At 58.6% G+C, this 14,758-nt stretch carries 14 protein-coding genes, 1 tRNA gene and 1 pseudogene; 9 read left to right on the plus strand and 7 right to left on the minus strand.

Translation table 11 applies throughout. The features are described 5' to 3' along the window. Positions 1-3 precede the first annotated feature (3 nt). Genes rsmA through V6765_RS11140 form a run of 4 tightly spaced genes read right to left on the minus strand, consistent with a single transcriptional unit; the run spans position 4 to position 3,207 of the window. Positions 4-831: a 16S rRNA (adenine(1518)-N(6)/adenine(1519)-N(6))-dimethyltransferase RsmA gene (rsmA, locus tag V6765_RS11125; RefSeq protein WP_448428674.1), complete on the minus strand. Its 828-nt coding sequence runs from the start codon at positions 829-831 to the stop codon at positions 4-6. Beyond that, positions 828-1,844, minus strand: coding sequence for a 4-hydroxythreonine-4-phosphate dehydrogenase PdxA (gene pdxA / locus V6765_RS11130; protein ID WP_448428676.1), 1,017 nt, complete (start codon positions 1,842-1,844; stop codon positions 828-830). The genes rsmA and pdxA overlap by 4 nt, the downstream gene beginning before the upstream one ends. A 3-nt stretch (positions 1,845-1,847) precedes the next feature. Further along, a complete protein-coding gene (locus V6765_RS11135) occupies positions 1,848-2,801 on the minus strand; it encodes a peptidylprolyl isomerase (RefSeq protein WP_448428678.1) in 954 nt (317 codons plus the stop codon). Between the two features lie 49 nt (positions 2,802-2,850). Next, entirely contained in the window at positions 2,851-3,207 is a 357-nt protein-coding gene (locus V6765_RS11140) for a hypothetical protein (protein WP_448428680.1), read from the minus strand. On the opposite strand from V6765_RS11140, the gene V6765_RS11145 reads away from it, so the two are divergent. The 4 genes from V6765_RS11145 to V6765_RS11160 all read left to right on the plus strand — a co-directional run bounded on the left by V6765_RS11145 (position 3,191) and on the right by V6765_RS11160 (position 6,825). Continuing rightward, positions 3,191-4,189, plus strand: coding sequence for a TRAP transporter substrate-binding protein (locus tag V6765_RS11145; RefSeq protein ID WP_448428682.1), 999 nt, complete (start codon positions 3,191-3,193; stop codon positions 4,187-4,189). The two genes, V6765_RS11140 and V6765_RS11145, sit on opposite strands and share 17 nt — an antisense overlap. Before the next feature lie 63 nt (positions 4,190-4,252). Beyond that, the gene (locus V6765_RS11150) at positions 4,253-4,756 is read left to right on the plus strand and encodes a TRAP transporter small permease (RefSeq protein WP_448428684.1); all 504 of its coding nucleotides are present in this window, start codon (positions 4,253-4,255) and stop codon (positions 4,754-4,756) included. Further along, positions 4,753-6,018 (plus strand): TRAP transporter large permease, encoded by a 1,266-nt coding sequence (locus V6765_RS11155; protein WP_448428686.1) that lies wholly within the window; start codon positions 4,753-4,755, stop codon positions 6,016-6,018. Before V6765_RS11150 ends, V6765_RS11155 begins: the two co-directional genes overlap by 4 nt. 117 nt (positions 6,019-6,135) lie before the next feature. Further along, a complete protein-coding gene (locus tag V6765_RS11160) occupies positions 6,136-6,825 on the plus strand; it encodes a Crp/Fnr family transcriptional regulator (protein ID WP_448428688.1) in 690 nt (229 codons plus the stop codon). Positions 6,826-6,892: 67 nt separating this feature from the next. Here V6765_RS11160 and V6765_RS11165 read toward each other — a convergent pair whose 3' ends face one another. Beyond that, complete coding sequence (locus V6765_RS11165; protein ID WP_448428690.1) at positions 6,893-7,429, minus strand: hypothetical protein; 537 nt, start codon at positions 7,427-7,429, stop codon at positions 6,893-6,895. A gap of 632 nt (positions 7,430-8,061) precedes the next feature. On the opposite strand from V6765_RS11165, the gene proS reads away from it, so the two are divergent. From proS to V6765_RS11190, 5 genes are all read left to right on the plus strand, one after another. After that, complete coding sequence (gene proS, locus V6765_RS11170; protein WP_448428693.1) at positions 8,062-9,390, plus strand: proline--tRNA ligase; 1,329 nt, start codon at positions 8,062-8,064, stop codon at positions 9,388-9,390. A 13-nt stretch (positions 9,391-9,403) separates the two neighbouring features. After that, positions 9,404-10,696, plus strand: coding sequence for a lipoprotein-releasing ABC transporter permease subunit (locus V6765_RS11175; RefSeq protein ID WP_448428695.1), 1,293 nt, complete (start codon positions 9,404-9,406; stop codon positions 10,694-10,696). A 9-nt stretch (positions 10,697-10,705) separates the two neighbouring features. Beyond that, positions 10,706-11,392 carry an ABC transporter ATP-binding protein gene (locus V6765_RS11180; protein ID WP_448428697.1) on the plus strand — a complete coding sequence of 229 codons (687 nt, stop codon included), beginning with the start codon at positions 10,706-10,708 and terminating at the stop codon, positions 11,390-11,392. Between the two features lie 445 nt (positions 11,393-11,837). Then, complete coding sequence (locus V6765_RS11185; RefSeq protein ID WP_448428699.1) at positions 11,838-12,116, plus strand: hypothetical protein; 279 nt, start codon at positions 11,838-11,840, stop codon at positions 12,114-12,116. A 240-nt stretch (positions 12,117-12,356) separates the two neighbouring features. After that, positions 12,357-12,441, plus strand: a tRNA-Leu gene (locus V6765_RS11190). A 157-nt stretch (positions 12,442-12,598) separates the two neighbouring features. Here V6765_RS11190 and V6765_RS11195 read toward each other — a convergent pair. Beyond that, positions 12,599-13,888, minus strand: a complete 1,290-nt coding sequence (locus V6765_RS11195; protein WP_448428701.1) for a hypothetical protein — start codon at positions 13,886-13,888, stop codon at positions 12,599-12,601. 128 nt (positions 13,889-14,016) lie between these two features. Then, a pseudogene (locus V6765_RS11200) lies at positions 14,017-14,628 on the minus strand (DNA adenine methylase); the annotation flags it as partial. Positions 14,629-14,758 lie beyond the last annotated feature (130 nt).

A 14,758-nucleotide genomic window follows, 5' to 3' on the forward strand; every position in this document is an offset into this window, starting at 1 on the left:
GAACTACAGGTTCTCGGCGAGCGCGCAGAATTCCGCGATGCTGAGCGTCTCGGCGCGGCGCGTCGGGTCGATGCCGGCCTTGGCGAGCAGTGCTTCACCGCCCAGACTCTTGAGGCTCTGGCGCAGCATCTTGCGGCGCTGGCCGAAGGCGGCCTGGGTCACGCGTTCGAGCGCCGCGGCGGCAACCGGGGTCGGTTCGGCGCGGGGCGTGAGATGCACCACGCTGGAGGTGACCTTGGGCGGCGGGGTGAAGGCCTGCGGCGGCACGTCGAAGGCGATCCGCGCCTCCGTCCGCCATCCGGAAAGCACGCCGAGCCTGCCATAGTGATTGTCGCCGGCTTCCGCGACGATGCGCTGGGCGACTTCCTTCTGGAACATCAGCGTCAGCGATTGCCAGTAGGGCGGCCATTGGCGCGGCAGCAGCCAGTTCACCAGAAGCTGGGTGCCGACATTATAGGGAAGATTGGAGATGATCCTGACAGGACGATCGCCGGCGAGGGCTGCAAAATCCGTCTTCAGCGCATCGCCGCTGATGATCTCCAGCTTGCCCGGATAGTGAGAGGCGATTTCCTCAAGCGCCGGCAGGCAGCGTTCGTCGCGCTCGATCACAGTAAGCTTCTCCGCGCCGAGCGAGAGGATCGCCCGCGTCAGCCCGCCGGGACCGGGGCCGACCTCGATTACATGGGCGCCTTCAAGATCGCCGGCGGTGCGGGCGATCTTCTGGGTGAGGTTCAGATCGAGCAGAAAATTCTGGCCGAGCGCCTTCTTCGCGTCGAGTTCGTGGGCGGCCAGCACTTCACGCAGAGGCGGCAGGTCGTCGATCTGGCTCATGCTGCGTTTTCCGAAAGCCGCGCCGCGAGCTTCAGCGCCTCTTCAAGGCTGGTCGGGTCGGCAACGCCCTTGTCGGCGATGTTGAAGGCCGTGCCGTGGTCCGGCGAGGTGCGCACGAAGGGCAGGCCGAGCGTGACATTGACGCCGTCCTCGAAGCCAAGCGTCTTCACCGGGATTAGCGCCTGATCGTGATACATGCAGATCGCCGCATCGTAGCGGGCGCGCGCGGCGGCGTGAAACATGGTATCGGCGGGCAGGGGGCCCGTGACATCGATGCCTTCGGCGCGCAGGCGCTCGAGCGCCGGGCGCACGATCTCCTCGTCCTCGCGGCCGATCGTGCCCTGTTCGCCGGCATGGGGGTTGAGGCCGGCGACGGCGAGGCGCGGCGCGGCAAGACCGAAGCGGGATTTGAGCTCTTGCGTCGTGATGCGGATCGTATCGACGATCAACGCCTCATCGAGGGCTGCCGGCACGTCCTTCAGCGGAATATGGATCGTGACCGGTACCACCCGCAACGCCGGGCAGGCGAGCATCATCACGGGGAGCACAGCCTTACCGGCCTCACGCTCGGCTAGGGCGGCCAGAAACTCGGTATGGCCCGGATGCTTGAAACCGGCGCTGTAGAGCACAGATTTGGCGATCGGATTTGTGACCACGGCGCTCGTCTTGCCGCGCATGGCGAGCTTCACCGCCGTCTCTATCGCTGCGATGGTGCCTTCTCCGGTTGCTGGATCGGGTTTGCCGGGTGCGGTGGTGAGCGCGGTGTCGATCGCGAACACCGGCAGGGTCTCGTCGAACCGCTCAAGCGCTGCCTCCGGCGCGGTGATCTCGATCGGGATATTCAGTCCGAGCATTTCGGCGCGCGCGGCAAGAATGCGCGGATCGCCGAGATAGATGAAGGGCGGCAGGCCGCTTTCGCCACGTCTCTGCCATGCCTTCAGGGCAATCTCGGGGCCGATGCCGGCAGGATCACCCTGCGTCAGCGCCAGTGGTTTTACGGTGTCCGTAGCCAAGGATTACCACTTGCCCGGGGTGACGATCTGCGCCTTGTCCCGCAATTCCTCGAGATACTTCTCGCTTTCGGCGTCCGTGTCCATCTCGGCGGAATCCTCCTTGTTGCTCAGCACCAGGCGGGCGGCATAGTCGTCGCTGGCGGTCTTGCGCTCGCAGACGGCCAGAAACTCGGCGCCGAACGGCGTGGTGATGACGGAGGTGGTGTCGCCGCTCGACTTGATGACCGGGTCCTTCCACTGGGCCGGCAATTGCGGCTCAAGGAAACGGCCGAGATCGATCACGGTGACGTCGTTCATGGACGCGGCAAAGGGGATCGCCTGATCGCAGCCGGGGAAGCTCTTGCGCGCGGCTTCGGCTTCCCGCTTGCGCTTGGCCAGCAGCGAGCCGCGCTCCTTTTCCGGCACCACGAAGACGATCCGCTTCAGCAGGTATTCGGTGGTTTCGGGCTTCTTGCCCTCTTTTTCCGCCGCTTCGAGCTGGGGGATGAACTCGTCGTCGGAAAGCAGCGTGTTGGCGCCGTAGCGGGCGCGCAGAAGCTGGCCCCAGCTCATGCTGACGGCGATGAAGAACTTGAAGTGATCGACGCCGACGCCAGCCTGGTTGAGAATGCTGCTCATCTGGGCGACCGACATCTTGTTGCCATTGGCGAAGTTCTGAAAGGCATCATCCACCTCCGCCTGCGTGACGGATGCGCCGCGGAACGCGATCTCCGACTGCTTCAGCGCCTGGTCGATCATCGCCTCGCGCGCCTTGGCATCGGTTGCGCCCTTGGTGCCCATCAGCCGCAGCAGGGCCTTGCGCTTGGCGATATCGTCATTGGTGATCGGCACATTGTTGACGATCACCTCGATATCGACGGTCTTGGCGAAAGCCGTCTGGGCAGGCACGCCGACGATCGATGCGGTCGCGATCACGGCAGCGGCAAAGGCATTCACGGTAAATCTGGCGGCGTTCATGTCTTATTCCTTTCCCCGGCCGGGGCGAAAACGCCAACCGGCCGCATATTTACTTTTGTGCGCGGGGCACATCATCCTTCGCTTCAATGCAGTCGAGCGTGCATTCGATCGCTTCATTGCCCATGCGCGTCCGGGAGACATGCAGGGCAGGCCCTGGCGTCGCATATCTATCCCGTTTTTCTAACGGGAATGTTTTGTCCATTTCGGAGGCAAAAGCAAGGCATGGTCGGGATTCTGTGCTTAAGGAAACGCCAGTGCGATCCGAGAGCTGAACCCCGTGCGTTGCGCCATCATAAAACGCTAAACTGAGGCGATCGTAAGAATTTGGACAATCCTCGAAAAGACTGCGGTTAAATTGATAGATCGAACGAATCATCAAGGGGAGGTCGATGAGGATTTCTTTCAAGGGGCTGCTGGCTGTCCTTATCACCTGCGCGGCAACCGCCGCCCAGGCCGAGCCGGTAACGCTGGAACTGGCGACGGGCGCGCTTGACGCGACGGTCTGGGCCAAGCAGACGCAGGCCTATGTCCAAAAGGTTGACGAACTATCCGGCGGGCAGGTCAAGATAGAGATATTCTACGCCGGTCAGTTGGGGTCGATGGGCGACACCCTGACAAGTGCTTTGAGCGGCAGGATCGACATGTGGTCCGGGTCGCTGCCTGTTCTTTCCGGCGTTGTGCCGGAACTTGATGCTCTCATGCTTCCCTTCCTTTTCGACGGCGACGAACAGGTCGTATGTGCAGTGCCGAAATTGACCGATACCGCTCAGAAGGCTGCGGGCAGGAAGTTTCATTTGTTGACCTTTTCGCCTGTCGAGTATCAGGCCATGTTTGCTTCAGAGCCGCTGCTGTCGCCGGATCTGCTGAAGGGGAAGAAGGTGCGCAGCGCGCCCTCCAAGCCATCGATCAATTTCTTCCAGTCGATCGGCGCCACGCCCTTGCCCCTGCCGGCCGAAGACACCCCGTCTGCCGCAAGCACCCACCTGGTCGATTCGGTGAATTTCGGGTTGACCTATGCGATGGCGTCGGGATTGACGCAGACGCTGCCGGTCTTCACCCGGGCGGACGTGCTTTTCAGCCTGGGAGCAGTGATCGTGTCTCCGCGAACTTGGGCAAAGCTCGACGATGAGCAAAAGGCCGCTTTGACCGGCGCTCTTTCGGTGCTGGAATTCGGTGCGAAACTGCAGGAAATCGAGGCATTTGAGAAAATGATGGCGGACAGGCTGCAGCAGGCTGGCGGCACCATCGTTCAACTGACGCCTGATCAGCAGCAACTCTGGAGGGACGCCGCGCGTGCCACCTGGGACAAATCCCTGGGAGAATTGAAAGGCGATGCCTCCGGCTTCTTTGAAGCTATTCAGAACGCGAAATCAGAATGTGGATCATAACGCGTGAAACCGAAAACAGGCGGCGCTCCGCGTTCCCTTTCGTTTCGTAAAAAGAAGAACCCTATGATCCTCATGGCCCGACGTTTTCTGAATGCCGTATCAATATTCGAGAAAGCGATCGTCGTCCTGGCCTTTTCAGCCGTGCTGGCTGCCCTGTCCCTGGATGTCATCGGACGGGAGGTGTTCGCCCACGGTCTGTTCGGTGCCTCCAAGTTTGCTGTTTATGCCCTGATCCTGTGCGCCATGGCGGGCTTCGGTCTGGCGACTGCCAGCGGCGCGCATCTCCGGCCCCGGTTTCTCGATTTCGTCACGCAGGGCCGCGCCGAAGCGCCCGCGCGGCGGGTCGGACGGGTGGCCTCGGCGGCTATCCTTCTGTTTTTGGCGTGGGGCGCCGTCGATATGGTGTCCTTTTCCCGCATGATCGGCGAGCGCGATCTCACACTGGGTTGGCTGGTCTGGCCGGTTCAATTGGTCCTGCCCGTGGCCTTTGTGCTCTCCGCCCTGCGCCATCTGATCTATGCGATGTTTGATGAATTGAGCCCTGTCGAAGAGGAGCGGTTGGAATGATGGCCCTGCTGCTTCTCGGGGTCGCGATCCTGCTTCTGATCCTTCGGGTCGAACTGGTGCTGGTCCTGATGTTCGTTGCGGCTTCCGCCCAGCTTATCTGGGGCGGGGGCGCGCTCGAATACTATCTTCAGGACATGTGGGCCACGATGGACCGCGAACTTCTCCTGTCCGTGCCCCTTTTCATCCTGGTGGGCGCGGTCATGAGCCGCGGCAGCATCGCCGCACGGCTTGTGGCTGTGATGACTGCCCTGACACGTCCTGTCCCCGGCGGTCTGGCGGTGGCCACTATTTTGTCCTGTGCGGTGTTTTCGGCAATTTCAGGCTCTTCCATCGTGACCATGCTGGCAGTGGGATCGGTATTGTATCCGGCGCTGACCGCGAACGGCTATTCGCGGTCTTTTGCGATCGGCGCGTTGTGCGCCGGCGGGACGCTGGGTATCGTCATCCCGCCATCCTTGCCGATGATCCTTTATGGTGTTGTCACCGACAGCAATATTTCTGACCTGTTCCTGGCTGGCATCGGGCCGGGACTGCTGCTGACGGGCGTATTTTCGATCTATGCCGTGGCGGTGAACTGGTCGATACCGCGCGAGCGGTTCAGCATGGCCGATCTGGGACAGGCGTTGTTTCGGGGCATTCCCGCCTTGCTGATGCCGGCCATTCTGCTGGGCGGAATCTACAGCGGCTATTATTCCCCCAACGAGGCCGCCGCAGTTGCGCTTCTTTATGCGCTCCTGGTCGAGGTGCTGTTCTTTCGAGAGCTGAAGTCCCGAGACTATATCCATATCTGCGTGGAATCGGCGAAGCTGGTGGGGGCGCTGTTCCCGTTGATCGCCGTTGCGGTCTCCTTGAACCTGCTCCTCGCCGAACACCGCATCCCCCAGCAGATCATCGCCTTCATGACTGACCATGTGCAAAACCAGGCGGTGTTTCTGCTGCTGACCAATCTAATGCTGCTGATCATCGGCTGCTTCATGGATACGGCGTCATCTATCGCGATCACGGCGCCGCTTTTAAAACCGCTGGCCGAAGCCTACGGCGTCAACAGCACGCATCTGGGCGTTATCATTGTTCTGAACCTGGAAATCGGAATTCTGACACCGCCGCTCGGGCTGAACCTGATCGTGGCGATGACGGCGTTCAAGGAAAATTTCGGCGTGGTCTGCCGCGCGGCCATTCCTTTTGTGCTGCTTATGATCGTGTGCCTGCTGCTGGTGACCTTCCAGCCCTGGATCGCAATGGCGCTCGTCAACGCGCGGTAAGGCTGTTCGCTACGTCGTCCAATGCTTGGCTGAAGGAATATCGGTTGCGGGATTGTATGTATTGTTACATTCTCCCGTGGACCGGCTTGGCCCGGCCCGCCCAGAGGGAGAGCCACCATGGCAGGAAATGTTACACAGCTTTTCAAGGAATTCAGCGACACGCACAACTTTCTGGCCGGCATGACCGCGGCGCAGAAGGAGCGTCTGGCAACCATTGCCTCCGTCAAGAAATTCGCAAATCGTCAGACGATCGCCACGCCCAGCGCCCCTGTGGACGGGATCTATTTCATAATTCGCGGCAGCGTAAGACTGGAGAATATTGGCGAAAACGGAGAGCGGTTTCTTTCGGGCGACCTGATGGCTGGCGATGTCTTTGGGCTGCTGTCGGTGCTCGATGGCAAGAACCCGAACCACTATGCTTCCTGGAATGGCGAAAGCACGGCGATTTTCGTGCCGGCCGGACAGTTCAGGGATTTCATCTTCTCCGATCTGGAACTGACAAAGGCAATGCTTCAATTGATGTGCCAGCGCGTTCGCATGTCACTGATATCGTTCAATCGCTTCGCACCCGGAAACCTTACCGCACGGGTCGTGCGCTGCCTGCTGACCTATATCGATCAGCTTGACCCCGAACACATGGGGCGGGCGCAAGTCGCGATCAATCAATATGATATCGCCGCAATGCTGAGTGTTTCCCGACAAAGCGTCCATAAGGTGCTCAAGGAACTGGAGGCGAGTGGCGTCCTGACCATCGGGTATAATTTTGTCGACATTCGCGATCTGCCGAGACTGAGGCATCTGCAGTAATATTTTATGAATCTCGACCCGCCAGGGCGGCCTTCCAACGTCGGACATTACGCTTGTCCAATGTTTGCTAAAACTTGTACCGCAGGAAGGCGCTACCGAGGCCATAGTCGAAGTCTTTGGCGGCCGCGTCGTCGGTGGAAGCGCCGTATTCGATGCGGGCGCCGAGTTCCAGGCCGGTTGGTATGAATTTGACGCTGGTTTCCAGCCCGCCGAACAAGGCGCCGGTGTCGATATCCTCGCTCTGGTAGCCGAAGCGCGATGAGCTGGTCTCTACCGTGCCGTAAAGCTGTCGATAACCCGCGAACGGGGAGATGGTGACAACGCCGAGATTGGCCTTACCCTGGACATAGCCGCCGATCGAGGAGAACCGGGTTTCGCTGGTGCCGGTGCCGTAGCGCTGCGACAGGCTCGCCGACGTGCTGCCGAGGCTCGAAAACCCGGTGATGCCCGCGCAGATATTGAACGGGCCCTCGCTGCAGATGCCCAGCCGCCCGTCAATGCCCCAATAGGTGTTGGCGATCAGGTCGTCCATCGCGTCGTCATTCATGTGCAGCATCAGCGCCGCCGGTCCGCCCGAAATGTCGATATAGAAGAGGTCGGACAACTCCGCCGCTCGGACTTGCGCGGTCGCGGCGAGGGGGAGGGCGACAGAAACAATGGCGAGGAGTGGAAAACGGCTCAAAATGGGCCTCAACAGGATGCTCGGAACCGTTCTTGTCGTAGAGGCGCGTGGCAGGATCAAGGATGCGCCGCAACTTCCCGTTGCGGTGGTCAATAAAGCCTTAAGCGAGTGTTGATTTCGTAAAGTCAAAAAAAAACAAGGCCGAAGGCCCTGTTTTTCAAGTATCGCGTGATCCGTTCCGTTGCCGGGGCTGCGCTGAGCGCGCCAAGATCGATCCTCCCAAGACTTTACCGCGAAGAAAAGGCAAGAATTTAAGCTCCCTGCCTGTTTTATGGGCTCAACCTAGCCCAATGATTGGGCCTTGTCATCCCTTATTTTGCATTTTTGCGACAGTGGGAGAAGTTTTTACGTTTGACAAACATGTTTCTGCGTTCTGCAACGTTGCAAGTGGTTGACATTTTTTGGTCGCTCCCCATGGCGGTCCTCAAATCATCCTTTTGCGGGCGCGCATCGCCGCTTTGATTCTCGTTCGCAACCCGTTAAAAGGGGCCGGAACAAACCTGATTTGCCCCATGATTCCCGACTGAACGGGATAAGCCAGAAAGCAGATTGTCATGCGTCTTTCCCGTTATTTTCTGCCGATCCTGAAGGAGAATCCCAAGGAGGCGGAAATCGTCTCGCACCGGCTGATGCTGCGCGCCGGCATGGTGCGCCAGCATTCGCAGGGCATCTATTCCTGGCTGCCGCTCGGCAAGCGCGTGCTCGACAAGGTCAACCGGATCATCCGCGAGGAGCAGGACCGCTCCGGCGCGGTGGAGCTTTTGATGCCGACCATGCAATCCGCCGATTTGTGGATCGAAAGCGGCCGCTACGAGGCCTATGGCAAGGAGATGCTGCGGATCACCGACCGCCAGGACCGGGCGATGCTGTTCGGCCCCACCAATGAGGAAATGATCACGGAGATTTTCCGCTCCTACATCAAGTCCTACAAGCATCTGCCGCTCAACCTCTACCACATCCAGTGGAAGTTCCGCGACGAGATTCGCCCCCGTTTCGGCACGATGCGTTCGCGCGAATTCATGATGAAGGATGCCTATTCCTTCGATCTGACGCTGGAAGGCGCAGAGCATTCCTACCGCAAGATGTTTGCCGCCTATCTCAGAACCTTCGACCGGCTCGGCCTGCGCGCGATCCCGATGCGCGCCGATACCGGCCCGATCGGCGGCAATCTCAGCCATGAATTCATCATTCTGGCGGAGACCGGCGAATCGGAAGTGTTCTGCCACCGCGATTTCGTCAATTTCGACATCCCGCCCGCCGATCTCGACTTCGACAACGTCGAGAGGCTGAAGGGCATTTTTGACCAGTGGACTTCGGTCTATGCGGCGACCGACGAGATGCATGACGAGGCGGCCTTCGGCGCGCTGCCGGAGGGCGAACGCCTGTCCGCGCGCGGCATCGAGGTCGGCCACATCTTCTATTTCGGCACCAAATATTCCGAGCCCATGGGCGCGAAAGTGCAGGGGCCGGACGGCAAGGAGCATCCCGTCCATATGGGTTCCTACGGCATCGGCCCGACCCGCCTTGTTCCCGCCATCATCGAAGCCTCCCATGACGAGAACGGCATCATCTGGCCGGATTCGGTGGCGCCGTTCAATGCGGTGATCATCAACATGAAGGCGGGTGACGCGGCCTGCGACGGGGTCTGCGAGAAGCTCTACGAGGCCCTGCAGAATGCCGGCCTGGACGTGCTTTACGACGATACCGACGAGCGCGCCGGGGGCAAGTTTGCGACCGCCGATCTGATCGGCGTTCCGAGCCAGGTCGTTGTCGGTCCGCGCGGCGTCGCCAATGGCGAGGTCGAACTCAAGGACCGCAAGACCGGCGCGCGCGAAGCCATGACGGTGGAAGCCGCAATCGCAAAGCTCACCAACGGGCGCTGAGGAGAACGGATTGATGGCTGCGGCCTCAGAGACGGACGAGAGTTTGAAGGTAGCCAAGCCATTTTCGGTGTTTGAGCGCATGGTTGCCTGGCGCTATCTGCGCTCGCGCCGCAAGGAGGCGTTCATCTCGGTGATCGCAGGCTTCTCCTTCGTCGGCATCATGCTGGGCGTTGCCACGCTGATCATCGTGATGGCGGTGATGAACGGGTTCCGCAGCGAGCTCGTCAGCCGCATTCTCGGCATTAACGGCCATGTCGTGGTGCTGCCGGCGGGCGAGCCCTTCAAGGATTACGCCGCACTGACCGAGAAGCTCGAAGGCGTGGAGGGCGTCCGTCTCGCCTTTCCGCTGGTCGAGGGTCAGGCGCTGGTTTCCGGCGCGCAAGGGGCCGGCAGCGGCGCGCTGGTGCGCGGCGTCAGGCCGGACGACATGCTGAAGCTGAAGACCGTCTCCGACAACATCAAAGAGGGCGACATGGTCGGCTACGCCGCCGGCGAGAGCGTGCTGATCGGCTCGCGCATGGCGACCTCGCTCGGGCTTTTCGTTGGCGACAGGATCACGATGATCTCGCCGGAGGGCGATGTTACCCCCTTCGGCGTCAATCCGCGGGTGAAGGCCTATCCGATCTCCGGCATCTTCGAGATCGGCATGTCGGAATATGACGCCTCGATCATCTTCATGCCGCTTTCCGAGGCGCAGGCCTATTTCAACGCCGGCGGCAAGGTGCAGAGCATCGAGGTATTCCTTGATCATCCCGACGATGTCGACGCGGTGATCCCGAGGATCCGGGAGGCGGCCGGCGAGGATATCGTGATCTCCGACTGGCGCCAGAACAACCGCACCTTCTTTTCCGCGCTGGAGGTGGAGCGCAACGTGATGTTCATGATCCTGACGTTGATTGTGATCGTCGCCGCCCTCAACATCATATCCGGCCTCATTATGCTGGTGAAGGACAAGGGTCAGGACATCGCGATCCTGAGGACCATGGGCGCGACTTCCGGTTCGATCATGCGGATATTCTTCATGACCGGGGCGGCGATCGGCGTCGTCGGCACCTTTGCCGGTGTCTTCCTCGGCGTCGTCGTCTGCCTCAATATCGAATCGATCCGCCAGTTCTTCTCCTGGATCACCGGCACGGTGCTGTTCGATCCGCAGCTCTATTTCCTGAGCACGCTGCCTGCGGAAATGAGCCTCGGCGAGACGTTGACGGTCGTCATCATGGCGCTGACGCTCTCCTTCATCGCCACCATCTTTCCTGCCTGGCGGGCCTCGAAGCTCGATCCGGTGCAGGCGCTGCGTTACGAATAGGAGCCTCGCTTGACCACTCCCGCACTTCAGTTGCGCGATATCGCGCGGGAATACGGGCAGGGCGATTCCGTCCTGCAGGTGCTCAAGGGCGCCTCGCTGTCGCTGATGCCCGGCGAGATGGTGGCCCTGGTCGCGCCGTCGGGCACGGGCAAATCGACGCTGCTGCAGATCGCCGGCCTTCTGGAAAAGCCGACTTCGGGTGAGGTCATGCTCGGCGGGCGGGATGCGACCGCGCTTTCCGACGATGAGCGCACCACGCTGCGCCGCAACGACATCGGCTTCGTCTACCAGTTTCACCATCTGCTGCCCGAGTTTTCGGCGCGCGAAAACATCATGCTGCCGCAGCTGATCGCGGGGCTGCCGCCGCAAGAGGCGGGGGCCCGCGCCGACGAGATGCTGGACTATCTGCGCATCCGCCATCGCGCCGAACATCGCCCGGCCGAGCTTTCCGGCGGCGAGCAGCAGCGCGTGGCGATTGCCCGCGCGGTGGCCAACGCGCCGCGTCTGCTGCTTGCCGACGAGCCCACCGGCAATCTCGATCCGCAGACGGCATCCTATGTTTTCGAAGCGCTGGAGGCGCTTGTGCGGCAATCCGGCCTCTCGGCCCTGATCGCCACCCACAATCTCGACCTTGCCGCCCGCATGGACCGGCAGGTAACGCTCGATGACGGACAGGTCGTGCCCCGCGTGATCTGAGCAAACGCGGCCTCCATATCCCCCCAACTGATTGCAGGAACCTGGGCCATTTCGACGGTCGGGCACAATTGCGCCCGCCGACACCCATAGAGTACTTGCAAGATAGGAATATTATCCTATATAACAAATACAACCTAAGATGGCTCCTGCCGCGGGAGCGCCATCGAAAGCTTGGAAGCGAACATGGTATTCCGAACACTTGCTATGAAGAAATTTCCGCTTGATGACAAGTGAGATATACAAATCATGAATTTAACGCAAATTGTTTAATGTTATATCGATTTATATTTACGAGTGATCTGGATTATTCAATTAACGATTCGTAATATACAAGTAAATAAATCCTAAATTAGAAATCTTTACTTATTAAGATTGGGGTTTATAATTAAAAATCGTCTGAGAGATCGGGAAGGTTGGAAGCATTAGCAGACAGGAGAGGTTGGCTATGGGTCGAAATGAAGTCGAAAATCAGGATCAGAAAAGCACCAGGTCCGATGAAGAGAGGGAAGCGTGGAATCGTTACATGCGCAATTTCCGGCGGGGCTTCCGCAAGCGCGGATTGACCAGCCTTTCAACGGTCATAACGACCGAACATTCTGAATTCATTGAGCGTTATGGTCGCGACAAGGAATGCCAGTCCAAGCGGGAGGCTTTGATGATGATCATCGACGACGTCAAATCCCGCTTTGATCAGGCTCACCATGACCAGGAAAATGACGGCTGACACCGTGAAGGTCGGTTGCGGCCGACACCAGTCACCCGAAATTGGCTTTTCGAGCGAAAAATGCTACCATAGGTAGTTATATCAGGGCGGAAAGGGCGTTTCTGTCTATCGCTGCCATGACAGTTGAACGTCCGTCGCCCTGACCGTCGTCTCACGATATCGGCTTGCATCCCCCGCCTGCATCGCATAATAGGCTTCGCGACATCGTCCCTCCGGTTGCCTGAACCGTGGAGCGGTATTGCGCGTGTGGCGGAATTGGTAGACGCAGCAGGTTTAGGTCCTGCCGCCGCAAGGTGTGGGGGTTCGAGTCCCTCCACGCGCACCATAATGAGTGTAGCGTGTGTAGCGTGACGCGCTTGTAGCGTGACGCGCGGTTTTGCAATTTTGACAGCTGGTTTTGCAGCAATCGGTTCTCCGTTCAGGGCCTTATAGGCAACTTGCTTGTGTCGGTCTCCAATGCTGTACTTGTTATGTAGATGAGCTCATTTGAATGGGGCTGCGGCTGCATCGCAACCAAATTCAAAAACTATGTAGTCGTCATCTTTGTCGACACCGCCAGCCTCGAAGCTCGCGGATTTGATGGTAAAACCCTGCTCAATAAAGCGCTTCATGTTTGGGCCATCATCACGATCGCCGATCAAGTTTCTGAACGTCCTCTCGTCAATTTTTCGCGACAAAAAGTCCTGCAGAGCTCTGCTAGAAATTTTGTAGGTCATCTCGTTGCGCCTCCAAGAAATTTCCGTCCCAAGATTCCAGCTTCTTTTATGGTTAGTGGCTCCTTGCCTGCTCAACGAACGAGCATTTGGCCCACCAAACCGAGGTAGCGGCAATTCGGCGACAAGTTTTTCCATTTTTTCCTTTAGAGCATTTTTTGTTTCCAAATCATTTGCAAAGACGGTGGTGGCCCAACGACGTTGTGGTTTACCTGACGAGCGATACCGTTTGAGCGGGACAATAAGAACAACGGCGTCAACGCTTCCCGCTTTGTCGCGCAGAAATCGATCGATAATTGTTTGGGCTGTTACGTCGCGCTCGGATTTTATCCGTCGCCGATTTTCTGCTGCTTCCTGAAGGAACCTCGACCCGCCATCCAAAAGAAAAATGACACGCAGCGTTCCAGACGCTGCTTCTCTCACCTGTTTGGCTTTTTGCACAAGAGTGGCATAAATCTGGTTGTCAGTTTCTGAATAGGTTCTAGGTGGCCGGGAAGTATGGATGTTATGATATCGAGATTGCTTGTGTGCTTCTTTCGAAATGAAAACCGATAGCCCCCGATCTGAAAGCTGAAGGCGTTCATTGGGCTTTGGGTCCGAAGCGAGCCAATGTTGGATCTTTTTGGCGGCTTCAGTTGAAACCTCGTATCCTTTCGGGGCTGCTACTTCGCGAGTCAGTCTCCCTCGATTCAGAACTCCCGATTCATGAAATGTGAAGTACAGATAGCTGCCTGCTCCCTTCTGATGCTGATTGGCGACCTCTGCGATTTTTTGAGCGCATTGATCCATCAGCCCTTCATGCGAGAGTGAGTTGTCGCCTAGCGCTGTGACTTCAATAATTGCAGGTAACCCATCTATCCACTGATCGATATAAAGGTCCGGCTTTTTTCCCTCAGACCACCAATACGGTTCCAGCTCAACATCCCCTTCGTTTCGGAGCATCCAGAACATTGCCAGTTCCAACTCCGCGGGAAGTGAATTTTCGGCGCGTTTGTCATTAAGGCGACCGGCAAGGTCGGCGCGTTTCTCTTCTAAGAGACCAGAGGTTTCATCAAGCATCGACTGGATTCGTCTTCGAGAAAATACCACCAACGTGTCGGCTCCTTTTCAATGACCGTAGATTGTCAGAGCGGGCAAGTTGGTTCAATTCCACATTAGATTTGTTCTGCCTTCGCAGTTAGAAGAGCTCATTCGGCCGCGACGTGCAAAGTCTTTGCTGGCGTTATGATGACCTCCTTCACGCCCTTCCCATTCCCCTCCGAGATCGAATAGGTGCAATCGACCTCCTCGATGTCGAACCGTGAGAAGGTTTCGAAGACGCCTTGAACGGCATTTAAGGACAGGATGAAGGTGCCCTGAAGGCCACTTAAAACCTCCGCCATCGCCTCGAAGTCCTCCCGGCCGAAGACGCCCGCGCCATAGTCGGCCTCGTTTCCCCAATAGGGCGGATCGAGATAGAACAGCATGCCGGGCCGGTCATAGCGGCGGATGAAGTCCTGCCAGGGCAGGCATTCGATGACGACGCCGGCGAGGCGTTCGTGGATGTCCTCCAGCGTCGAGGCGAGTTTGACGAGGTTGAAGCGCGCGCCGGTGGTCTTGCTGACGCCGAAGTTGCGCCCCGACACCTTGCCGCCGAAGGCGAGGCGCTGGAGATAGAGGAAGCGGGCGGCGCGTTCGAGATCGGTCAACGTCGTCGGGTCGGTCTTCATCAGCCGTTCGAACTCCCGCCTTCCGGAGATCTGGAAGCGGAGCGTATCCATGAACTGCGGAAAGTGCCGCTGCAGGATGCGGAAGAAGTGTAAGCGTCTCTAACTCCCCTAGTTAACGATGTTAATCGTTAAAAAACAAAGACTTGAAAATTTTATCAAAACAAAAAATTAACTATTTTTTCAAGCCAGAAAGTGGGTGACAGAAGCCCACACAACGACC

This window comes from Martelella sp. FOR1707 (assembly GCF_053484265.1).

Excerpts from the sequence above, each read along its gene's own strand:
- V6765_RS11160 (WP_448428688.1), top strand. The coding sequence starts at position 6,136 with ATGGCAGGAAATGTTACACAGCTTTTCAAGGAATTCAGCGACACGCAC.
- V6765_RS11185 (WP_448428699.1), top strand. The coding sequence starts at position 11,838 with ATGGGTCGAAATGAAGTCGAAAATCAGGATCAGAAAAGCACCAGGTCC.
- V6765_RS11150 (WP_448428684.1), top strand. The coding sequence starts at position 4,253 with ATGATCCTCATGGCCCGACGTTTTCTGAATGCCGTATCAATATTCGAG.
- V6765_RS11175 (WP_448428695.1), top strand. The coding sequence starts at position 9,404 with ATGGCTGCGGCCTCAGAGACGGACGAGAGTTTGAAGGTAGCCAAGCCA.
- V6765_RS11155 (WP_448428686.1), top strand. The coding sequence starts at position 4,753 with ATGATGGCCCTGCTGCTTCTCGGGGTCGCGATCCTGCTTCTGATCCTT.
- V6765_RS11145 (WP_448428682.1), top strand. The coding sequence starts at position 3,191 with ATGAGGATTTCTTTCAAGGGGCTGCTGGCTGTCCTTATCACCTGCGCG.
- proS (WP_448428693.1), top strand. The coding sequence starts at position 8,062 with ATGCGTCTTTCCCGTTATTTTCTGCCGATCCTGAAGGAGAATCCCAAG.
- rsmA (WP_448428674.1), bottom strand. The coding sequence starts at position 831 with ATGAGCCAGATCGACGACCTGCCGCCTCTGCGTGAAGTGCTGGCCGCC.
- V6765_RS11195 (WP_448428701.1), bottom strand. The coding sequence starts at position 13,888 with ATGCTTGATGAAACCTCTGGTCTCTTAGAAGAGAAACGCGCCGACCTT.
- V6765_RS11135 (WP_448428678.1), bottom strand. The coding sequence starts at position 2,801 with ATGAACGCCGCCAGATTTACCGTGAATGCCTTTGCCGCTGCCGTGATC.